This is a genomic window from Peribacillus frigoritolerans, from assembly GCF_001636405.1.
Lineage (GTDB): Bacteria > Bacillota > Bacilli > Bacillales > DSM-1321 > Peribacillus > Peribacillus frigoritolerans.
Genome location: NZ_KV440950.1, coordinates 5353130 through 5374518 on the forward strand (window position 1 = coordinate 5353130; position 21389 = coordinate 5374518).

Here is a 21389-nt window from a genome sequence, read left to right on the forward strand (position 1 = left end):
TTCCTAGTAGGTGACAGTTTATGATATGCTATTAAACAGTTAATTATGGATTTTCATTTTTATAACCTTCGCTCTTTATAAAATATTGATGCCAATGTTTAATAACTCTGTGAACCAACTCAAAAAGTCTCAGTTTCCAGTCAATGGACAAAAACATGAAAACTTCATTTTAAATAATAATGGATGTTTCTTAATGAGGTAGGAGGACATGAAATGAAGCCTAACATTCACGATGTGGCAAAAATAGCAGGTGTTTCATCAACAACAGTTTCCCGTGTATTAAATAACCGCGGTTACATAAGTGAAAAAACAAAAGAAAAAGTTTATAAAGCGATGGAAGAGATTAATTATTTTCCAAACGATTTAGCCCGTTCTTTATTTAATAAACGAACTAATTTAATAGGACTAATTATCCCAAACTCAAGTAACCCTTTTTACGGTGAACTTACCTTTCATATTGAAAGTATCTGTGCTTCATTAGGCTATAAATTGTTACTTTGTAACAGCTTAAACCGCATAGATAAAGAAGAAAAATATTTAGAGATGCTCATACGTAATCAAGTAGATGGAGTAGTCGTTGTGACATATAACCGAGGTATACTAAATTATGAGAAGCAGAATCTTTCTGTCGTGGCAATTGACCACTACTTATCGAAAAACATCCCTGTTGTTGGCTCTGACAATTATAGCGGAGGGAAAAAAGCTACAGAATTATTAATAATGAAAGGCTGTCAGTATATCGTTCATATAAATGGACCAATTGAGCTGCAAACACCAGCAAACTTAAGAAGAAAAGCGTATGAGGATGTTATGAAGGAACAGGGTAGACTTCCAATTACATATGAAGTTTCACCCCTTCAAATTCATAAAGAAGTTATCTCTAAGCTTTTTGATGAACATCCAGAAGTAGATGGGATCTTTGCAAGTGATGATTTAATCGCGGCATCTGTTATAGCTGAATCTAAAAAACGCGGAAAAGAGATACCAACGCAATTAAAAGTTGTCGGTTATGATGGAACAGAAGCAGTTCAAGTTTTACTGCCAGAATTGACAACCATACAACAACCAATTGATTTAATTGCCAAGTCAGCAATTGATATTTTATTAAAACAAATTGAAGGTGAATTTAACAATTTTCCGTTAGAGACATATCTGCCTGTTAAACTTTTAGAAGGTGGAACGACTTAATTTATTGTATTTATATGATAGTTTTGAGGTGTCAAAACCGATTTTGTTGCAAATGCAAAGACGAAAGAAAATTATTGTGGATTCGCTCTAAATAGATGGGTATATAAAATAAACTGTTTTAATTGGGGAGTCAGTTCACGTACTTTGTCTGAAAATGTGTACTTTTAAAAAATATATGTAAAACCCCTTAGGTCTCAAGGGGCGATCCCTATTAAAGAATCGCTCCCTATAATGGAATAAGTCGTATCAATGATTGTATAAATAATTAGAAAAACTATTATCCTCCAATTATTGAATTTCACGTCTTTAAATCACCCCAAATAAGCATTAAATACCATCATTTTTGATTTATGGTGTAATCAATATGTAAGAAAGGCATGCCAAAGATTCGCATTTTGTGATGGGCTGTGAGTATTCCCGCAATTGTTTCATTAATTAAAAAGTGCTCGGATAATGGAAGCTTGAAAAGCGCTTTGCCAGCTGCTAAATAAATACCAGAGTCACTTTCTCCCTCGCTCGAAAGAATAAGAGAGCCATCGATAGCATCAAGCTGTAAAATACCAATCATTGACGAATAAGGAAGAGGAAGTGCTATATTCATATACGTCCTGCCCTCCGTTTTATGCTGAGAATAAATGGCCACAAATACGGTATTCTCCTTCACCTGGCGAATCCATGCGCGTGGATTTTTCCTCCCATCTAGCGTTTGATCAACAGCACGTATTTTATATGTCATTTCAGTTCGTTTACTTGAGATGGGCAGGTTCAATTGCTGTAGTTTTGCACTTATCAATTTATAGCACACCGCAAACGGTATAAACCAAGTTGCCCATTTTACAGAAGCAAATAACCGATACTGATCTGTGTTCTCATAAAAATGGACGATTGTTTTTGGTAAAGTTTTGATATCAACAAAATCACTTAGTTCATCCACTAGTCCTGGGTGTTGCTTGCCTGCTCCTTTTAACGCACCTCGAATTCGGCTCACTGGGAAATTCCAGACATCCTGCTTCGTTTTAGGAGGCACAAGCACCCAACCTAGTACGCCTAACATGCCAAAAATCAAACAGTTAAATAAGCCATGAAATTTCAGCATAAAATCAATACTAACAAACCAAAGTCCAAACGAATTATTTGTCGCATAAAGCAATGAAAATAAGATTGTGATGCCTAGTGCACTGAATGATAGCCGTATCAATATCGTCTGCAAGTGTGAAAGGAAGCGTGTTCGGTATGCAAGTACGATTAAGGTGTAAATGGCAAATATGTATAGCAACACAGAGATGAATTCCAGTAACGGCGAAAATGAAATGCCAATGGCGACGAGTATGGGACCTGCTAAAATAATAGGCACAATTAATCGATACCATGTTGAATCGTGTAAGCGTCCAAAAAACCCAAGAGATATGGGCAATAAGAAGGCAGAGTAATGAAAATGAATAGCTGTTAACCAAGTGATTAGTGGACTAAAACCTGTATCAATTCCCGCAATATAAGCAAAGAACCATAGTCCGCCTACAAATAAATACATCATCCCGATATCAATCGATATTTCTGCCCAGTTTGTAAAACCACGCTGAAAAAACCGTTTTAGCCCATAACACGCCACAAAAAAGGTTAAAATCATATAAATGAAAGCGAGTACCATCTGTCCTGTACTTGATGGGATAACTTGCAATAAAAAGATGGAGAGCATAGCAATCCAATTGAAAATAATATGTTTCCTCTTTGTTTCTAATAGTAGCTGGAGCATAAGTGGCACGAAAATCAACTGTGCAGCTGTCAGCATTAACAAATAGGGTTCAGATGCCAAAATGCTGCTTGCTATGAAAAAGAACACACCAGCAATGGTGATTGAACTAAACAGTCTGCTCCTTAAATTCGCCTTCATAAGCCATCAACCTTCCTACGATTCGGTTTCGTATATCGACTTGAATCGTAAATACTTCTCGGGCATCATCGTACCCTTCCTCAACGTTCACAACTCCTTCTAATAACCGAAGAATTGGAAACTCTAGGTTACCTATAACGATACGTTGAGGCCCAGAGCGAATGTTTATGCGCCCATCAGGTGTCACCGTAAACTTTAAATCCGAATAAAATAAGCTCGGCTCCCCTAAATAATCCTTCACAACACCACGCTTTGTATCAACCGTCATAAACGCATTAAAATGCCGAGTACTCTCTTCAAAATAAAAAGTACGCTCCCAATATATTTCTGCCTCACCAGTCGGCAATGATCTACAGGTATTTTTGATTGAAAACGGTACATCCTTCCCGTTTTCGGGAAAAAGAAATTTCCAGCGTGTTGCTAATTTAAAAAAGGGTTTTAGCCAGAAAGCCCCCGTTTCAATTTTTGACATCATTCCGACCCCATTAAACGGTTTATCAATTGGTAGGGCATAACGCTCTTGTAGCTTAGGATGAAGTCTTTGAAAACCCTCACCTAAGAGGTCTTGGTAGATTGTCATTATGATTCACCCTTTCTCGTACGCTTGCAACTTGTTGCCGATGGCAAATCAGTTGCGAGTAAGAAGCTAATAATGGAAAGAACCCACAGGCTAGCATTAAATGTAATAGGGTTAAACGGGTGTAATGAGAATGAAGGACTAGCGATCAAGGCACTAATGGTCAGTACTGGAAAAACAATCATCTGCAGAACAAGTAAATGTCTTTTCTTACGATAAAGAAGCCATACCACTGCAAATAAAATCTCGAGAACGCCTATTATCCCTACACCCTTTACAGCAGCAGTCCCCTCCAAGGAAGTTAAACTAGATAGCATCGATACTTCCTCAGGATGTTTGGCAATCATCTTCGGTATTAGCCCATGATAAAGCCAAACAAAGAAAAAGAGCATTGTTACTATAGTGTTAATAATGAAACGTACATACTGTGATCGTGGCGATTCCCCCTTTTCGATCCAGCGTTTTAGCACATCAAAGCTTAGAGCTGTTGCCCACCCCATGATGGGCCGAAAAAAGATGTCTAAAAGCCGTCCAAATAAACCATAACGTACATCATAGTCATATTGGGTGAGAAATGTGGTTCCGTTATCTGCCGGAATATACTGCCAATATCCTTTACCTTCACAAATTGGCGAAATTTTTTGATCGGTACCAAAGTGAAGAGAAGATGTCTTTGAACCATCCTTCTTATTATGCGTACCGATACTTTTACCCCAGCCAGCGACTTTTACCCAACATCCCAATTTCGTTTCATATAAAAAGGATTGCGGATCATCTTCTGATTTTTTCGGTAAATAAGTAATAGAAGAAAAACGCAAATCCCATTGTTCATGTAGTTCAGGCTTTTGAGTCATACGCCATACTTCGTCTATAGTTGCCTGAATTGGAATTTCCACATAGATCGGTTTATTTTTCATAAATGTCACCTCCATTAATAAAGTAACATAAGTTTCATTACACAATGTTAGAATTCATGAAATCCCTGTAAGAGTGATAGAGTTTGAAAGACACTCTAAGAACTTATTTTATTGCTCAATTTTCTGGCCCAATTGCTGAACAGAGGTTAAACATCACTATCTAACTACCCTGCCCCGTTCGTACAATTGGTTACTCGATGTACTTCCAACTCTTTATCCTACTAGTAATTCAATCAAACTCCACCCTCTTTCGAGGTGTAGCTTTTAAATAAAGTTTAATCAAAGATATCTCGCAAACCCACATTTTACGATAAATAAAAAAAATCTATTTTGAAAAAAGATTGATCAAAATAGATTACTATTCAGAATATTCCAGTTCAATTTTTATAAAATATTTTAATCAATTTCATTGTATCTAAAGTTTATTCCGCCTTCTCGAATTGAATGTGCCAGCTTTCCATGACTTTCCCGGATGGGTTGATGGACAGAAGCATTAGCTGAAATATTTGCCGATTTAGCCATCAGTGCACCTCCTCGATCATCCATCCTGCAAGATCGGACGGACCGGCCGACTTCTTTTTGTTGGCGGAGCCGTCGCGTGGACGAAGCATGCCGCCAACGAGACGAAGTCCCTGTTTCCTCGTCATGAATCGTCCGATCTGCGTACCTATATAATTCTGTGTACCCGGAACGACATACAGCTTCCCGTCCTTAAATGCCCGAAGTGCAACTTCCACTACCCGCTCCGGTGTGTCTTTCTTACCGACGGCGGCTTCTTCCGCACCTACGACGTTGAAGAAGCCGGTGTCCGTGGCTCCGGGACAAAGTGTGAAAAATTGGACGCCACTGTTGCGGTTTTCCCACCACAAGGCTTGGGTAAACGACAAGACGAAGGCTTTCGTTGCTCCGTATACGGCCATATAGGGAAGGGGCTGAAATCCGGCGGTCGATGCGACATTGATAACGGCCCCGGAGTTTCTACTCAACATATCCGGCAAGAACAAGTGCGTCATATCTACTACAGCGGCAACATTGAGCATGACTTCCTCATGCTGGCGCACGCCTGACACTTGTTCAAACAAACCGTGCGTGGCAAAGCCGGCGTTGTTGACCAGCAATTCGATCTCTAAATTCAGAAGTTGACATTGCCGATATAACTCGCCTGGCGCGCCCTCTCTGCCAAGATCGGCAGGAATCACTTCGACCTTGACGCCGTGCTTCTTTCTAAGCTCCGATGCCAGGTTCTCCAGCTTGTTTCTCGATCGGGCTACGAGTACAAGGTCCCCACCCTCTTTGGCCAATTGTCGGGCGAATTGCTCCCCGATGCCGGATGAAGCTCCCGTGACAAGCGCCCAATTTCCTTTTATGTTCATTGTGCAACTCTCCTATCCACTTTTTTATAATTAGGAAACAGTGTTACTTTTTCCTTAAAAATAATTCCTGACTCTCATAAGAGTCAAGAATTATGACACGTTCCGGTAACACTGTTTCCAATTGAAATCATTGTAACTAAGCTTTTTAAGAAAGTCAACATCGTTTTTTGAATCGTTGGTTTTTGGCATCCCTTGCAACATTGACAACGTTCCGACAATTATATTAAAATTCCTGTTAAGAGCTGGAAACATTGTTTCTTATTAAAAATGTATTAATTGAGGGTGATAGCGATGACAGACCAAAATAATTCCTTCGATGCAAATACGAAAAAGTTGGAAACGTATCAGGAGGCTCGCTTGAAAAATATTGAAAATCTTCGAAAGCTCGTCGTCGATGCTGCGGCAACGATTTTGTACGATGAGGGTCCTGAAGCTGTGACGGTGCGTAAAGTTGCGCAGAAGATGGATTGCTCAACCAAAATCATATACAACCTGTTTGTCAATAAAGATGGACTGGCTCAGCAGCTTTATCTCGACGGCTGCAAGCTTCTCGCCAACGAATTCGAGAGAACGCCGCGCGCTGACGATCCGATGCAGCAGCTGTTTAATTTAGGTGAAACCTTCTGGCAATTCGGACAGCGATACTCCGGTTATTACAAGCTGATGTTCGGAGGAGCCTTCGCGGATTTCAAACCAGACGAGGAGAGCATACACGGCACCGTAACAGCCATGCGGCAATTGTTGACGGTAATTGGTAATGCGCAAGAGCAGGGACTGATTACCGGTCCGTATGACACGGAAACCGTCGTCCGTATCTTCTGGGCGTCGCTCCACGGTGTTATCCATCTTTACATGTGCGGACATTTTGGTGATGTGCAGTCCGCACATGCCGTTTACGAGCAAACGTTGTCTTTGGTTGTCGGTTCGTTATTTTCGAGTTGATGCTTCTAGAGAGGGAAAAGCACCTTAGGGTGTCTTTTCTTTATTTTTAACACGTCGCAACTTTATTTCAAAACGACACGAGGGTATTTTTTTAATACAAGCAACCTTGATAAATGAATAAATAGAAAGGGCATGTTTTGAAAAAGATTAATCAAAACATGCCCTTATACTATTTAATTGGATTCTTCTTTTATAAAAAAGATTGAACATTTTTATGTTCCTTAATCAACTAACGCACCCGTTGTTTCTATAAAAGTAATTCTTATTAAAGAATCGCACCCTTTAACGGAACAACTCTATTACCACTCAAAAATCCCCTTGAACCATTTTTAAATTTCAGATGCACTTTATCTCTTGGACATAAAAATACCCCTTTAGAGGATATTATCTAAAGGGGTAAAATGATGCAACTTTATTATAAACATCGTGACTTTATTTCAAAGACACATCACTTTCCCTTTAATTCAGCTAAATAGTGCCTTACGGCATTTTCAACTAGTTCATAAACCGTCCTATCATGAATGATTGCTTGTATTTTTAGTTCCTTCATAAGTTCAACATCCATATCGAATGAAGAACGTTTTCTTATTACGTTGGTTCGTTCTATGGTTGGTGCTGATTGTTCGTTCGCTTGTTTGACCTGTTCTTTACCACGTTTTATGCCAACGTTAGAACGTTGGTTGGTATCTTTAGGTTCTTTATTTACATTAGTTGAAACGTTCGCCTTCGCTTTTCCTGCTGTTGCAAAGTCATAAATAAGCTGCTCTTGTACCGTTTCCTCGTCACCATCACCAACAAAGTACCAGCCTTTTTCGCCTGAATTTCTATACTCATAACCAGCTTTATTCAAAGCTTTTCTTAGTGATTTTTCTGAAAGATGAACATCAGCCCTTTTGGCAATATTCGCTGGTGTATCAGTTATAATTAACTCCAGGATTTTACCGATTTTCATTTAGTACGCTCACGGGAAAACCAATACTTTGTTTTGATATTTCGATAAGTCCCTATGTCTTTGATCAGCTCGGCAATAAGATCATAACCGCAATATGTGTGCCTCAGCGTGCTAAATTCATCCAATGTGACATAATCATCACTCTTTAATTCAACGTGACACTCTCCACAACAAATCCCCATATCCAACACCTCCAAAAAGTATATTAATATATTCGTCGAAACTTGGTGGCCATCCTTCTTTCGTACAAAAAACAGGTCTATTGACGGTCCTTTAATGTTTGTTAGTTTTTCAAATCTAGACCTAATTATAAAAAACCTTAATAAATAAAGGAGAGTACATATTAGCCATGTATAATATGTACTCTCCTTTTTTCTTTTAGTGAACTAGCGCACCCGTTAGTTCATTAAAAAAAGCGATTCTGGAATATTGAAAAAAGGAGGCCATCCTTTTGGACAGCCCCATTTCCGCTAATTATAAAATTTCTAGTAGAGCTCATCATTATATTGGTTACTTCAGAATGTTACCATCTATACTTCAGAGTAGGTATCCCCAAAATGAATTGGCTTTCAACCTTTGAAAACTATGAGAATACTGCAATTTTACGTGCGATAGATTCTGTTAAACGAGATGCTACTTTTGGAACAGCCCATTTAATAATTGGTGTTAACACCGCACCAGATAATCCGCCTGCATGGATTTCCACCGTACAAGTCATTATTGTTTTACCATTAACATCTTCTGCAGTAAAGTGACCGCTTCCTGTAAAATTATCTGATAAACCTTTTAGTTCAAACTTAATGTTTGAAGGTTCATTCCATTCAGTAATATCTACCTGCGCTTGTATTGTTTTTTAATACCTTTCACACTACCTTCAAATGTCCAAATAGATTGCTTGTCATTTATGATTTCATGTTCTTTATAGGCTGGTACTGTCGTTGCCCATTTTTCGAGATCACTGACATAATCCCAAACTGCTTGTACATCCACTGGAACTACTACAGTATGCGTTCCCATTGCCACTATGATCCCCACCTTCACTATGTATGAATTGTAACTTTTCATTTCTACAAAATAATTATTACATAAAAAGCATAAACTTACATCTCTAATTATACATAGCTTTCCTTCTTCTAATCCTCCAATTATTTTTAGAATCAAAATTTTTCAATCCTACGCACCCTTTGGCATTTATCTTTTCCGTTTATGCAAGCCGGTCACATAATACAGGACTACCAACAATCCGCTGATTGAGCTTGGCCGTATGGAATTGAACAGAAATCCTGAAAACTACTTTGCTGAAGTAGAGCAAGCCACATTCTCACCGGGAACATTCGTACCGGGAATTGAGGCTTCCCCGGACAAGATGCTTCAAGGGCGTCTATTCGCATACGGAGATGCACACCGTTACCGTGTGGGCTCGGAATAACAGGACAAGCGTTTTTAAGCGACCTTAATGTCACTTAACAGTATTCCTTATGGAACTATCCTGCCCCGTTAGTTCTATAAGGAATACCTTAAAGAATTCCGTATAGACCCAAAACAACACACATTAATCCTCCGAAAATAAATAAAACTTTAAGAAACCAATAGTTAACTGTTGGTGGTAAGGGCGTTATATATTTGATGTGTTCAAAAAATTTGCTATTATCAAACCGAAAACGAGTCGTATAAATCAAACCAGTCCAGGTTGCGATAATGCCAAATATAGTTGTAAATATAGACCAAAAAAAGTCTTTGTCCACTCTATTAACCCCACCTAACTTAAAATTCCTTTCTTTTATACGGGTTTACCTCTAAGTTCCACAAGAAAACAAAGATTTAAGAAGCATCCTAAGCCTAGTGAGTATCCAAATGTTTTAAAAATTTCTGCTGGAGATTACTGGTGTATCCAAAATAACGGCCGCTCTATTGAATTTTCAGTGAAGAATGGATATCTGATGACGAGTTTTTTGTCACCGAATCTGAAATTCATGGAATAATAATAAACTGTGTCATCAATTGAAAAAAGAACTTCAAATAAAAAAACATAGGAGATTTTAGTCTTCCTATGTTTTAAATCATATTATTTATCCGTTTGTTTTTGCTTCTTTTTCAAATACTCCGCACGGATTTTTTCAAGTTGCTGCTTTTTATCAAATTTGGCAGGCATATGTTTTTCATGAAACTTTGTCACAGCTACCTTACCTTTGGTATCCAATTGATATTTTCCCACTTTGTTCACCTACTTTTCTTGTCTTTAAAGAGAATCTATTCAACCAATATAATATACCTTATTTTACTGAAGTAAACCTTATTACTTTTTTAGTGTACCGCTAACTTTGCCTATATCAGTAAAAACATTAAAAACTTGGTAAAATAATTAATCGCCAAATGGTATTCATTTCATTGTTATAATTAACATAAAATGCTTTGACATTCTGCATAAGCCTCAATAATTCTATTTCTTGTTTGTTCAGCTCTTTTCTAAAGATCCAATTGTTCGGTAAATAAGGTTTAAAATATTAAAACAATCTAAGTCTCCTCCATCTTTAAATGGTTCTTAATGCTAATAACCATTACGTTCTCGATGATTTCAAATTTAGGTTTCTGAGGAGAAATATTGTTTTTTGCAGAGTCCTTTTCTACTTGTTTAAAAAAATCTACATCCCCAATATTTTTCTCCAAAAAATCACGCTTTATTATTAACTTTTACCCTAATTAAATGACAAGGCCATGTGGTGGAAAAAGGAAAAACCTTGTTGAACGAACAGGTGTGTTAGCTGAATATAGTTCACAGTACCTGTTCAAGTCCTGATTTCACAATAAAATGCCAGACTTTTCTTTTTCTTATGGGACTAAAGAGCCAGGTTAGTTTAACAAGGTAATATTTGGATTGAGATAGATATAAGTAGAAATTTTACACTTCTATTTTAAATCGAAGCTGATGAGGAAGCAGCTGCTTGATCAGCCTTCACACAATCAATTGCAACAACAAGTGCAATAATAATCGTTTCCATCTCTTCATCTATTATTTGAACCTTGTAGCTATCGCCCCAAGTGAACCACTCCTTGCACACTTTACCTACGATTTGACCATGCTGTAAAACTTGAAAATCCATATCCCACCAATTACCATGTACTTCAATGCCTGCCGCATCAATTGTATATCGTGCTTTTAAGAAGGAAAATTCCTTCTTTATTGTTAATACCTCTCGGCCATTCACCTCAACCAAAAACTTTGGTAAAAAGCTGAACACCTTTTTCGTAATGAGTGCTACTTCATCTCTTGCTGTATTCATAATGGAGAAAGTCTTTGGAACTTGCATAAAACTTCCTTCCACGTAATATATATCCTTCTCCTGCTGATCCTTTACTGTAAATTTCCCACTAAGACTGAATACCTTCTGTTTAATATAAAGCTGCCTCATACTAATGCCTCCCAACCTTAAGCCTTTACATTACTTACGATTAAAATGGGCATTGGTTCCAATCTTATGCATTAAATCCCAAATAAATACACGTCTTTACTGGAAAAATGCTTTTCTGTTCAGGAACCAAAACCATCAAAGAAGAATACGGCATATTCCCTCCCTTTAATGCCACGTGTTGACCGTTAGCTAGATCATTGAAATACGTTTCAAATCCAACTGTCGCAATAGGAATCGTCTTATCTGCGAAAACTTGGTAGGCATGCATCATATCCATGCTTCTTTTACTTACGATTTCTTTACCTCCAAACTTCCCATTCTGTAGCTGCATAATCATGTACTTTGACATGTCTTCTCCAGTGGACAAAATGCTTCCTTGTGGTGCATCTGTTAGACCATGCCCACTTGTTGGAATAGGATCGCCAGTGGGACCGTAATGTGTAGCCATTCTCTTGAGAAGATCAGGCGTAAAACGTACACTTGTAGACTTCATGCCTAATGGTTTGAAAATTTTCTTTTCCGTATATCGTGAGAAAGATGAGCCCGTAACATTCTCCACTGCATATCCTGCGAGTGCAAATGCGAAGTTGTCATACGTATAAGCTTCACCGGGCGGCCGTACCACCGTCGGCATATGTTTAAAGAAAAACTCCTTCATCGGGATATCTTGATTAACGTATTCTGGTCCGGTAATTGTAGTGATATCGGGAAAATCCACGCCGCTGGTATGGCTCAGCATATCAAAAGGGGTTTTCCTGTTTTATTGGGTATTTTCAATCCACCGAGATATTGTTGTACATCTTGATCTAGTTTACGCTTTCCTTTATCGGCTTGTTGCATCACGGCCAAGGCAGTAAAAGTTTTCGAGACTGAAGCAATTTGGAAGACAGTTTCCTTATTGACGGGAATCTTCTTTTCTTTATCTGCATAACCGTCCCCTTTATTGATGACGACCTTTCCATCATGGACGACGACAAAACTTGAACCGTTTACACTGTACTCCTTCATTTTTTCTCAAATAACGGATCAGCAAAAGATTCTATTTCTTTTGCATTATTGGAGCTTTCGTCATTTGGACATCGGTCGTGGATGTCGGTGGTGTTGATTCTCCAACTTCTAATGATTATGGGGAACATGCAGAAATCATGCTAGTGGAAGTGAGAAGAATTGCGAGACTGTGAATTGATTGCTTTTTTCATTTTTGGACTCTCCTTTGTTTGACTGAAAATTTCTTGTCAGCACAACGAGCAGTCAGCTCTTCAGCTATATAAACCGAGTGTAGCAAGCGGAAAGTCATAGTAGCTAGTGACCTTTCGTCATCTTCATGCATGACATAAAAAATAGAGCGTAGAACGGTTAGTTTCATTGTCATGACCTATAAATCATGACACTTTGACACTACCGTATGTGACAGGCGAAAAGTTAGAATCGAAGAGCGGCTCATAACTTATTAGAAAGAGGAGGAGAAATTCTAATGACGAAAGAAGCAGCTCAAAAAAGTTTGCAAGATTTCTACTTTTTGTTGTTTACCTTCGGATCCGGATTGTTTTACTTTTGCTTCTATTTGGCCAGCATTACATTTGCACTCGTGATGACAGTTATTTTCGTAGGTATTCCCTTGTTAGCGAGTGTGTTGCGGACAACTCACACGTTTGTCCAGTATGAACGTATTCAGACGAAGGTTTATACGGATATATCGATAGAGCCAATCCTACCAAGGACAAAAAGTGGAGAGGATAAATGGATTGAAGCGAAAGAAGCAATTCTTAATAATAACAATTGGAGGGCTATTTTTTGGCTCATGCAGAAGTTTCTTATTGGGGTAATTAGTCTCATATGTGCCGTTTTATTGTATGTAGCTCCGCTTGTATTTATCGTTACACCGTTACTTTTTCAATATCTTGATATATATTTATTAGGAATAACCGTGAATTCATGGAAGGAATCCATATGTGTCATGATCGTTGGGGGTATTCTCTCCTGGATACGTACTTGTATTGGAAACAGTTTAGTTCAAATGATTGGAAAGTACACGACTTCCATGTTCAAAGCTATTAAGGGGTGATAATTTGTTTGGGATTTTGAAACAATGGTTTTGGTTTGACTGGGTATTACTTTGTATACGTTTTGTCATCTGGCTCTCAATGATGTTAACTACTATCCAACACCAAGACCATTTAACTGTGCCACTTTGGATCATCATTCTTTGGGAAGTGGCCTCATTTTCAGTACCTTGGATTTGTTTAATGTTCAGTTATCGCTATTATCTGTTTACTGAGATAGTTTTGTTTGGTGGAGTTTGCTTCTACTTAATCTTATTATTTCCAGCGGCTTATCTAGCTTTTTTAATGCCGACTTTCATGATCGCGGCAAATAGTGCCCATAAATCATACCGGTGGTCGGGTTCTATCACAATTGTTCTGTTTCCGTTTCTCATTGCAATATTTTCCCGTGAAATAGATGTATGGGTGATTATCCTACAAATGGGACTGGCCTTTGCAATGGGATTTTCCTTTCGTTTACTCGTTATTAATTACCGTAACAATGAAATTATTCGTAACCAGAAGCTTGTATTGGAACAGTATTTATCTCAGATTGAACGAATTACTTTGCTAGAGGAGCGTGATAGACTCTCAAAAGATTTGCACGATACGATGGGACATTCCTATACCTCAATCATTATGGGGATGGAAACATTACGTAAGGAATTAAAGACAAAAGATGGGGAACAAAAGCTTGACTCATTATTGAAATTGGCCCGTAACAGTATGGCAGAAGTGAGAACGTATTTACATCAAATGGATTCACAACAAGAATCACTTCCGTTAATTGTTACCTTGAAACAATTGGCGGAAGAGTTCCAGAAACATGCAAAAGTAAATGTACGCACTCGAATAATAGGGGAAGAGTACACGGTCCCCAAACAAGTGAAAATGACATTGTATCGGAGCTTGCAGGAAGCACTGACTAATGCTGTACGACACGGACAATCCACCGAAATCATTGTGTCACTGCATTTTGAGCCGCAACAGACGAGATTGGATGTGCAAGATAATGGCTGCGGAGTGGAGGAATGGAAAGATGGCTTCGGGTTAACTGCGATGAAAGAACGTACGGCACAATTACAAGGTAGAGTCACTATATACTCCGAAAAAGGCGTGGGGACGCTCATCTCATGTGTGTTACCTAAACTGGAGCAATTATCCAACGAAAGAATCCGCTTGTGTATCGTCGATGATCATTCGTTTATTCGAGAAAGTCTCTATACAATCTTGGATGAACAGAAGGACTTGCAGGTAGTGGGCATGGCTGAAGATGGAGAGCAAGCTGTAGAATTGTGTGGAAGGCTGAATCCAGATTTGGTATTAATGGATTTGGAGATGCCCAATCTGGATGGGATTCGTGCCACCAAAATAATCAAGGATAAATGGCCTGACATTCGTGTCCTCATCCTTTCAACGTTTCAGGATATAGAAAGGGCGAAGGAAATCATACGAAGCGGCGCTGACGGCTATCTGCTAAAATCCATAGAGTCACGTGAACTAGCTGAATCGATTCGCCTCGTCTATCGGGGAGCCACTATGATTGACCAAGATTTGTTCCATAGAATGTGGGATGGAAATGAGGAGGCAGAGCCAGCCGGATTGAAGTTAGATGGAAAAGAGTATGGCTTAACGAAACGCGAACTAGAGGTTTTGAATCTTTTGTCTCAAGGAATTCGTTATAAAACAATTGCTTCGGAACTTTACTTATCAAACGGCACTGTAAGAAATTACGCTTCCACTCTCTATGATAAATTGGGAGTCAAAAATCGAGAAGAAGCCGTGCAAAAGGCAAGAGATACAGGATTACTTTCATAAGAGGGATTACTTTCATCTGCTAGGGGTGTGTGAACGTTCAAGGTTTCAGGGGACCACATGTCAAAAATATGTGTTATAGGAAGTTTTATAGCTTCTATAAATAAAATTTTTAAGTAATTCATGATTAATTTTCAATGAATCATATAAAGACAATCATATAAAACCCAACATAATCGATCTTATTTTGGGTTTTATAATGTAGCATAAGAAAAAGCGATCCTTCTTAATAAAGAATTGCAGGACATTTGAATTAAGTATTTGGATTACGGTCATAAACTCCTCGATTCATCTGCTTTTAGCCTATAGACCAGGTCGGTATAATCCTCTTCTGAAAGGTAACCTTTGGTTCTCCACTTTTGAATTACTTTATAGTGAACTTACAAAATAGTTTTCCACATCCCTTCTTGGAAACCCTGTTTCTTTACCATTTCAGCAATAGAAAGACCTTCTATCAGTATTGGTCATTTTCCTTCTGATTAACTTTTAGCTAATTATAGATTGATTTATAATCATAGTGGATTTGATAAACTACTTTCCCTTCTTTTTTATAATTTTCTTCCGTTTGAACACTTTGTGATAAAGTTAGATACATTGAAAATAAAAAAAGTGCACTTTTCAAGTGTTACCTTTAACACCGATATAAAACCTTCCCTTATATAGTTCATTTTTATTGTGTCGGGTTCTATTTATTTTATGTCCCTTATTTGAATAGAATAGCCTTCTGCAACTAACCTGCCATAGTCCGTAATCCACTTTATACATCCTAATGACAACTTTATTTCTTGTTTTTTCCTCCTTTTTATCCTTTAAAGAGTAAGCAGTATATATTACAATATATTAATATCAATAAAATGGTATTTCAGTTAATAATTACACATCACTAATAGGGAGCTAAGGGAAATTCCCTGTAATTCACACGATTATCATTTAATCGTTATCATGGTAGTAATAGTTCTGCTTGTCGTTAAAATTTTAAAGAACCTATTGCATATTAAATAAGGCCACCCAAAAGGAGAAACTTAAAATTTATATTGAAATTAATTTTATCTAGTCATAATACGATAAAATCTTATGTATTTAGTTTGCGAATAATTTTTTGAAAATTACTTTTTTTAAAAAGTGAAATTTAGTCATTTCATGGAGGGTTTAATTTGCCTACTAAAGTACCATTTTCATTTATAGTAGTTATTGGTTTAATGTTATTTGCTCTATTTTTTGGGGCAGGAAATTTAATTTTCCCACCAATGCTTGGTCAATCAGCAGGAATAAATATCTGGTCAGCAAATGCAGGGTTTTTAATAACAGGAGTCGGCCTACCGTTACTTGGTGTGTTAGCACTTGGTTTTTCGGGGAAAGATGATTTACAGTCGTTAGCAAGTCGGGTACATCCTGTGTTTGGTATTGTATTTACAACCGTTCTTTATTTAGCCATTGGTCCTTTATTTGCTTTGCCTAGATCAGGAAACGTTTCTTTTGAAATCGGTGTAAAACCTTTTTTGTCCGAAAATTCAGGCTCTACACCTTTACTTATTTTTACACTCATCTTTTTTAGCATTACGTGCCTTTTTTCGATCAATCCCGCGAGAGTTGTCGGAATTGTCGGGAAAATATTAACACCAATCAAGATAACGTTCATTGGAATCCTAGTAGTAGTTGCTTTTAAACATCCAATCGGAGATTTTCAAGCACCTATTAAGAATTATTCAGTTCAACCATTTTTTAATGGGTTTAGAGAAGGTTATTTAACAATGGATACGCTTGCATCTTTTGTTTTTGGCATCATCATCATTAATGCCATTAAAGAAAAAGGTGCAAAAACAAAAAAACAAATTATGGTTGTTTGTGCAAAAGCAACTGGAATTGCTGCCTTTTTCCTAGCAACCATGTATTCAGCTCTTTCTTATATGGGTGCTTCAAGTGTAGAAAAACTTGGACACCTGGATAATGGAGGTACCATCTTAGCAAAAGTCTCGGATTATTATTTTGGAGCTTATGGCGGGATATTATTAGGGTTAATGATTACAGTAGCTTGTTTAACAACAAGCGTAGGACTTGTTACATCTTGTTCTTCATTCTTCCATAAACTATTTCCAAAGGTATCTTACAAAACAATTGCTATTAGTTTATCTATTTTTAGTGCAATAGTTGCCAATATTGGGCTAACACAGTTAATTGCAGTTTCAATTCCTCTCCTAACAGCTATTTATCCATTAGCTATTGTATTAATTTTCTTAACATTTTTTCATTCTTTATTTAAAGGGAAAGCTGAAGTGTATCAAGGAAGCTTACTTTTAACATTTATCATTAGTTTATTTGATGGATTAAACCGAGCTGGTATACGCTTTTCATCCATTAATAATTTCTTTCATGAAATTCTTCCTCTGTATGATGTAGGACTAGGGTGGATTATCCCAGCAATTGTTGGAGGGTTTATAGGGTTTAGCAGTAGCATAATACGAGTGAAATTCGGTCTTAATCATCCAACTAGAATAGTTAAAAGAAAAAAAATTTCTTAAAAATGTCAACCATTTTTTCTATTTGTTGACATTTTAATCGAACGGCACCTGTTCGTTCTCTAAGGGGTAGCGTCAGGAAAATGCAGATTTACAACGTTAAGGAAATTTCGATATTAAAAAGCCCAATTTCTCAGCATTAAAATTGAGAAATTGGGCTTTTTTCGTTATTCAACTAACCTGCCCCGTTAGTGCCATAAGAAAAAGGCTGCCTCACCCAAACTTCCTTTAGTAAAATAAGTGCAGCCAGATGTTTCTGGTTAAACCCATTAATTCACCGTCGGTCCACCATTTGGCGAATAATTCAGCATATCTCCCTCAAGAAAACGGAACCGATTACAAATAAGCAGTATAATCTATAATCCTACTGAGTTTATAATTCCGTAATATACCAGATCTTCAAATCGATTTTCTTTCCTCACATGATCAATTAATATCCCTTCTTTTTTCAAGCCTAATTTTTGCATTACTCTTCCTGAAGCTGGATTTGAATTAAAGTAACGAGCAAATACTTTATGGTATTGCTTTTCTTCAAATGCAAAATGTAATATAGCTTGCGCTGCCTCTGTAGCATATCCATTTCCCCAAAATTTTTTACCAATCCAATAGGATATTTCACCATTATTAAACTTTTGGTTGTTAGATAACGCTATAGCTCCATATAATTCTCCACTTTCCTTATCTGTTATATTAAATTCATATGACTTATTAGCATTAAAATTGTCAAGATGATGCTCAATCCATGATAAAGCATCATCTATAGTGTATGGATAAGGTAGGTACAATGTATTTTTATAAATATTATAATTATTACAAAGTTTAGTAACTGCTACTGCATCAGATTTTTGAAAAATTCTTAGTACTAGCCTTTTAGTGGTAATTGTTTTATTTAAATTATCATATATCATTAGAATTCCCCCCTAATTTTGGATACTAATAGTTCCATAAGAAATTTCTATGGCGGCGAATGGGGCGTTCTCCCTTCCTGGACGGGAATAAATAGGGACTCGGGACGCTTTGGGCGTACTCAAAGACCTCTTCAAAGCAATTCGCGATATACATGTCGCGGATTTTTTGCGTTTTGCCTTCCTTGACCCGAAGAATCTTGTTTTGTTTGCTTTAAGGTCAGGATCTGCTTCGTGCTGAGTTTGAGTAGGTCCCCAACACGTAAGCCGGTCTCACAGCCTAAAACAAACAGGATGTAATCGCGCTCCGAACAATGGCGCTTCAGCGCCCATTTCATATCTTCTAACTGCTGCTGATCCCGGATCGGCTGCACATTTTTTTGTTGTGTCATCATCATCGACCTCCCCTTCTTCAAACCCTTATGTACCAATGATTTGAATGTACGATAATTTCACAAAATCATACATTTCTAACTTTTAGGCATTCATTTTTACTAGATATATGGAAGGATTTAACCGGGCTAATGATTAATTAAGAAATACATAGCTATTAAAGATAGGATTATGGGAACCTTTCCCCCACTTTCCCGAACACAAAAACCCTTAACTTCATCCTCTTTATGGATGAAGCTAAAGGTATACATATATATATATAACAACTATTTTAAAACTGAGATGGAATCAACATTCACCTCTGTAGAAGTTTTACGGGCAACAGGATCTGCCTGACCAGTCCATTCAATAGATAATACGTGCTTACCTGCAGTTAGTCCTGTTTTACTGAAGATTTCTTCTTTATACTTAGGAGTAGCAGCATGCAAGCTATAGTTTGCTGATTTTCCGTCCAATGTCACTTTTACAATTCCTTGTTTGTCATTTTTTATAGCTTTATAGGATATTCCTGTACCATTAAACACAATTTTCACAGTTGAACCGGTTTGGTTTGTACTTATGTATGAGCTTGCCGAAGCACTTCCATCGGATATTTTATTCCATGTTCCTTCATATCCAAAATATTTACTTGTATTTTCATATGTTCCTGCTCCAATGCCTTCTGTAACAGAAAGAGTGTATTTTCCAGCTCCACTAAAAGCGTGGGCATTCAAATAATATGTGCCTGTTTTAGGAGCTGTAAAAGTAAAGGACTCCTTGGATGAATTTGTAATTTCTGAATGTGCTACAATGCCGTTGCTCGAATTTACAGTCTTTGTAGTGTCGTTATACAAATATAGATCAAAGTCCGTCCCGGAATCACCAGTTAGTGTAGCCTTCACCTTTTCCCCTTTTAATAGTTTAATAGAATAAACATCATTTTTATCTTTACTTGCATCAAGTGAAGTACTGATACTCCCTCCCTTCCAAGCAATACCAGGGATATCAGAATCTACCTCGAAATTAACAGCTTTCCCTGCATTCACAAGTCCTCCCGTACCAACTTTTCCTGTTAATGAAGACAGCTTTGTAGTGGTTCTCAAGATGGCATCCTTGATTTGAATGGGAGTATACGATGAACGTGCGCTTTTTACTAACGCTGCTACTCCTGTAACATGCGGGGTAGCCATGGATGTTCCATCAAGATATTCATAAGCCGTAGAATAGTCGCCTTCCACACTTGGGGTTGTACTTAAAATACTTTCACCAGGAGCAGCGACATCTACGCTTTTTGCACCGTAGTTAGAAAAACCTGAAAGATTTCCTGTATTGTTAATAGAGGCTACAGAAAGAATGTTAGGCAAATCATAAGCAGCAGGATACATTGGACTTGTATCCGAGTTCTCTGCAAAGTTACCTGCCGCAGCTATAAATAAGGTGCCTGAGTTTTTAATAGCATCCTTTAATGCTTGTGAATGTTCTCCTCCACCCCATGAGTTATTCAAAATCTTTACACCTTTTGCCTTAGCATATTCAATGGCAACAATCGCATCAGATTCGTACCCTCCATATGGTCCGAGAAACTTGAGAGGCATAATTTTCACATTTGGTGCAATACCGGTAACTCCAATTTTATTTGCTTTTGCAGCTATTGTTCCTGCAACATGAGTTCCGTGGAAGTCTTCCTCTCCTCGAATGAACAATTTATTATTTTTATCATAAAAATTCCAGCCGTTTACATCGTCTATATATCCATTTTTATCATTATCGATTCCATCGTTAGGGATTTCTTCAGTGTTTACCCAAATTCTATCTTTTAATTCTGGGTGATTAATTTCGATTCCTGTATCAATCACTCCAATAACAAGAGAGGAACTGCCCTTTGTATTAGCCCATGCTGCTTCCGTATTTATATCAATACCTTTTTTACCAACTAGTCCTAATATTTCCTGTCCAGTATTTTTAAGTCCCCATAGTTCGCTATATAGGGGATCTGTAACTGCTGTCGGTTGATATACATAGTTTGGCTCTACATACTCAACATTAGAAGAAGCGTTAAGTTCTTTTAACACATCTGCCATCTTTTTATTTTTGGAAAATTTCATTACATGTGTTCCTTCTTTATTCAATTCTTTTGCATTTGTTAAACCTAAAGTAGTGCTCAGGGATCCTAGACTTTTTATGGAGTAATTCTTTTTAAATTTTACGATAACCTCATTTTCTTTATACTTCTTTGGTTTGTTATTATTAAAATAAGTAAGGATTTCCCTTTTTTTAACTTCGCTACTATCTACTTTTATTATCTCCTCTTGTATGTTTCCTTCTACCTTTTTCTCATGTTTAACAACTTGAGGAGTATTCGCAGAAGTGGCAGCAAATGTTGTTGTCCCCCCAAATAATAATCCTACAGCCCCGCATATACCTATTATCTTTTTTGATATTCTCATTCTCTAATCTCCCTCAGCTTTTTTGTTTTCATGATAATAATT

Annotated in this window: 18 protein-coding genes and 3 pseudogenes; 7 read left to right on the top strand and 14 right to left on the bottom strand. The window is 37.4% G+C overall.

What is annotated here, in order from left to right; all coding sequences use genetic code 11:
- Window positions 1-213 precede the first annotated feature (213 nt).
- Window positions 214-1188 carry a LacI family DNA-binding transcriptional regulator gene (locus tag A6755_RS25150; protein WP_063592326.1) on the top strand — a complete coding sequence of 325 codons (975 nt, stop codon included), beginning with the start codon at window positions 214-216 and terminating at the stop codon, window positions 1186-1188.
- Between the two features lie 337 nt (window positions 1189-1525).
- On the opposite strand, the gene A6755_RS25155 is transcribed toward A6755_RS25150, so the two are convergent.
- The 5 genes from A6755_RS25155 to A6755_RS25170 all read right to left on the bottom strand — a co-directional run bounded on the left by A6755_RS25155 (window position 1526) and on the right by A6755_RS25170 (window position 5946).
- Window positions 1526-3079: a YndJ family protein gene (locus A6755_RS25155; RefSeq protein WP_063592327.1), complete on the bottom strand. Its 1554-nt coding sequence runs from the start codon at window positions 3077-3079 to the stop codon at window positions 1526-1528.
- Window positions 3048-3659, bottom strand: coding sequence for a DUF4166 domain-containing protein (locus A6755_RS25160; RefSeq protein ID WP_063592328.1), 612 nt, complete (start codon window positions 3657-3659; stop codon window positions 3048-3050). The genes A6755_RS25155 and A6755_RS25160 overlap by 32 nt, the downstream gene beginning before the upstream one ends.
- Window positions 3659-4573, bottom strand: a complete 915-nt coding sequence (locus A6755_RS25165) for a DoxX-like family protein (protein ID WP_063592329.1) — start codon at window positions 4571-4573, stop codon at window positions 3659-3661. Before A6755_RS25165 ends, A6755_RS25160 begins: the two co-directional genes overlap by 1 nt.
- A 396-nt stretch (window positions 4574-4969) precedes the next feature.
- Window positions 4970-5095, bottom strand: a complete 126-nt coding sequence (locus A6755_RS28055) for a hypothetical protein (RefSeq protein ID WP_284108960.1) — start codon at window positions 5093-5095, stop codon at window positions 4970-4972.
- The gene (locus A6755_RS25170; RefSeq protein ID WP_063592330.1) at window positions 5095-5946 is read right to left on the bottom strand and encodes an SDR family NAD(P)-dependent oxidoreductase; all 852 of its coding nucleotides are present in this window, start codon (window positions 5944-5946) and stop codon (window positions 5095-5097) included. The genes A6755_RS28055 and A6755_RS25170 overlap by 1 nt, the downstream gene beginning before the upstream one ends.
- A 291-nt stretch (window positions 5947-6237) precedes the next feature.
- Between A6755_RS25170 and A6755_RS25175 the strand changes: the two genes are divergently transcribed.
- Window positions 6238-6888, top strand: a complete 651-nt coding sequence (locus A6755_RS25175) for a TetR/AcrR family transcriptional regulator (RefSeq protein WP_063592331.1) — start codon at window positions 6238-6240, stop codon at window positions 6886-6888.
- 448 nt (window positions 6889-7336) lie between these two features.
- Here the strand turns inward: A6755_RS25175 and A6755_RS25180 are convergent, their stop codons facing one another.
- Together A6755_RS25180 and A6755_RS25185 are read right to left on the bottom strand one after the other, a co-directional pair.
- On the bottom strand, window positions 7337-7840 hold the full coding sequence (locus A6755_RS25180) for a hypothetical protein (RefSeq protein ID WP_063592332.1): 504 nt from the start codon (window positions 7838-7840) through the stop codon (window positions 7337-7339).
- Window positions 7837-8022 (bottom strand): hypothetical protein, encoded by a 186-nt coding sequence (locus A6755_RS25185; protein ID WP_034306238.1) that lies wholly within the window; start codon window positions 8020-8022, stop codon window positions 7837-7839. The genes A6755_RS25180 and A6755_RS25185 overlap by 4 nt, the downstream gene beginning before the upstream one ends.
- 375 nt (window positions 8023-8397) lie before the next feature.
- On the opposite strand from A6755_RS25185, the gene A6755_RS27835 reads away from it, so the two are divergent.
- Window positions 8398-8595, top strand: coding sequence for a hypothetical protein (locus A6755_RS27835; protein ID WP_244889716.1), 198 nt, complete (start codon window positions 8398-8400; stop codon window positions 8593-8595).
- A gap of 76 nt (window positions 8596-8671) precedes the next feature.
- Here A6755_RS27835 and A6755_RS27840 read toward each other — a convergent pair whose 3' ends face one another.
- Window positions 8672-8863: an SRPBCC family protein gene (locus A6755_RS27840; RefSeq protein WP_244889717.1), complete on the bottom strand. Its 192-nt coding sequence runs from the start codon at window positions 8861-8863 to the stop codon at window positions 8672-8674.
- A 220-nt stretch (window positions 8864-9083) separates the two neighbouring features.
- On the opposite strand from A6755_RS27840, the pseudogene A6755_RS26450 reads away from it, so the two are divergent.
- Window positions 9084-9263 (top strand): annotated as a pseudogene (locus tag A6755_RS26450) (catalase); the annotation flags it as partial.
- Window positions 9264-9905: 642 nt separating this feature from the next.
- Here A6755_RS26450 and A6755_RS27370 read toward each other — a convergent pair.
- From A6755_RS27370 to A6755_RS25205, 3 genes and pseudogenes are all read right to left on the bottom strand, one after another.
- On the bottom strand, window positions 9906-10055 hold the full coding sequence (locus A6755_RS27370) for a hypothetical protein (RefSeq protein ID WP_034306261.1): 150 nt from the start codon (window positions 10053-10055) through the stop codon (window positions 9906-9908).
- Between the two features lie 697 nt (window positions 10056-10752).
- Window positions 10753-11250, bottom strand: coding sequence for an LURP-one-related/scramblase family protein (locus A6755_RS25200; RefSeq protein WP_034306267.1), 498 nt, complete (start codon window positions 11248-11250; stop codon window positions 10753-10755).
- A gap of 103 nt (window positions 11251-11353) precedes the next feature.
- Window positions 11354-12397 (bottom strand): annotated as a pseudogene (locus A6755_RS25205) (serine hydrolase domain-containing protein); the annotation flags it as partial.
- Window positions 12398-12724: 327 nt separating this feature from the next.
- On the opposite strand from A6755_RS25205, the gene A6755_RS25210 reads away from it, so the two are divergent.
- The 3 genes from A6755_RS25210 (at window position 12725) to brnQ (ending at window position 17626) form a co-directional block, all read left to right on the top strand.
- Window positions 12725-13315 (top strand): sensor domain-containing protein, encoded by a 591-nt coding sequence (locus A6755_RS25210; RefSeq protein ID WP_063592334.1) that lies wholly within the window; start codon window positions 12725-12727, stop codon window positions 13313-13315.
- 4 nt (window positions 13316-13319) lie between these two features.
- Window positions 13320-15110 carry a helix-turn-helix transcriptional regulator gene (locus A6755_RS25215; RefSeq protein ID WP_063592335.1) on the top strand — a complete coding sequence of 597 codons (1791 nt, stop codon included), beginning with the start codon at window positions 13320-13322 and terminating at the stop codon, window positions 15108-15110.
- A 1151-nt stretch (window positions 15111-16261) separates the two neighbouring features.
- Entirely contained in the window at window positions 16262-17626 is a 1365-nt protein-coding gene (brnQ, locus tag A6755_RS25220) for a branched-chain amino acid transport system II carrier protein (RefSeq protein ID WP_084738121.1), read from the top strand.
- Between the two features lie 353 nt (window positions 17627-17979).
- Here the strand turns inward: brnQ and A6755_RS25225 are convergent, their stop codons facing one another.
- The 3 genes and pseudogenes from A6755_RS25225 to A6755_RS25235 form a co-directional block, all read right to left on the bottom strand.
- Window positions 17980-18531 carry a GNAT family N-acetyltransferase gene (locus tag A6755_RS25225; protein WP_063592336.1) on the bottom strand — a complete coding sequence of 184 codons (552 nt, stop codon included), beginning with the start codon at window positions 18529-18531 and terminating at the stop codon, window positions 17980-17982.
- A 52-nt stretch (window positions 18532-18583) separates the two neighbouring features.
- Window positions 18584-18920 (bottom strand): annotated as a pseudogene (locus tag A6755_RS25230) (tyrosine-type recombinase/integrase); the annotation flags it as partial.
- A 267-nt stretch (window positions 18921-19187) separates the two neighbouring features.
- Window positions 19188-21347, bottom strand: coding sequence for a S8 family serine peptidase (locus A6755_RS25235; RefSeq protein ID WP_063592337.1), 2160 nt, complete (start codon window positions 21345-21347; stop codon window positions 19188-19190).
- Window positions 21348-21389: the final 42 nt, after the last annotated feature.

What these genes read in the sequence shown, in the direction of transcription:
- A6755_RS25150 (WP_063592326.1), top strand. Translation starts at nt 214, where the DNA reads ATGAAGCCTAACATTCACGATGTGGCAAAAATAGCAGGTGTTTCATCA.
- A6755_RS25170 (WP_063592330.1), bottom strand. Translation starts at nt 5,946, where the DNA reads ATGAACATAAAAGGAAATTGGGCGCTTGTCACGGGAGCTTCATCCGGC.
- A6755_RS25200 (WP_034306267.1), bottom strand. Translation starts at nt 11,250, where the DNA reads ATGAGGCAGCTTTATATTAAACAGAAGGTATTCAGTCTTAGTGGGAAA.
- A6755_RS25175 (WP_063592331.1), top strand. Translation starts at nt 6,238, where the DNA reads ATGACAGACCAAAATAATTCCTTCGATGCAAATACGAAAAAGTTGGAA.
- A6755_RS25235 (WP_063592337.1), bottom strand. Translation starts at nt 21,347, where the DNA reads ATGAGAATATCAAAAAAGATAATAGGTATATGCGGGGCTGTAGGATTA.
- A6755_RS25185 (WP_034306238.1), bottom strand. Translation starts at nt 8,022, where the DNA reads ATGGGGATTTGTTGTGGAGAGTGTCACGTTGAATTAAAGAGTGATGAT.
- A6755_RS25165 (WP_063592329.1), bottom strand. Translation starts at nt 4,573, where the DNA reads ATGAAAAATAAACCGATCTATGTGGAAATTCCAATTCAGGCAACTATA.
- A6755_RS25160 (WP_063592328.1), bottom strand. Translation starts at nt 3,659, where the DNA reads ATGACAATCTACCAAGACCTCTTAGGTGAGGGTTTTCAAAGACTTCAT.
- A6755_RS25210 (WP_063592334.1), top strand. Translation starts at nt 12,725, where the DNA reads ATGACGAAAGAAGCAGCTCAAAAAAGTTTGCAAGATTTCTACTTTTTG.
- A6755_RS27835 (WP_244889716.1), top strand. Translation starts at nt 8,398, where the DNA reads ATGAATTGGCTTTCAACCTTTGAAAACTATGAGAATACTGCAATTTTA.
- A6755_RS28055 (WP_284108960.1), bottom strand. Translation starts at nt 5,095, where the DNA reads ATGGCTAAATCGGCAAATATTTCAGCTAATGCTTCTGTCCATCAACCC.
- A6755_RS25180 (WP_063592332.1), bottom strand. Translation starts at nt 7,840, where the DNA reads ATGAAAATCGGTAAAATCCTGGAGTTAATTATAACTGATACACCAGCG.
- A6755_RS25155 (WP_063592327.1), bottom strand. Translation starts at nt 3,079, where the DNA reads ATGAAGGCGAATTTAAGGAGCAGACTGTTTAGTTCAATCACCATTGCT.
- A6755_RS25225 (WP_063592336.1), bottom strand. Translation starts at nt 18,531, where the DNA reads ATGATATATGATAATTTAAATAAAACAATTACCACTAAAAGGCTAGTA.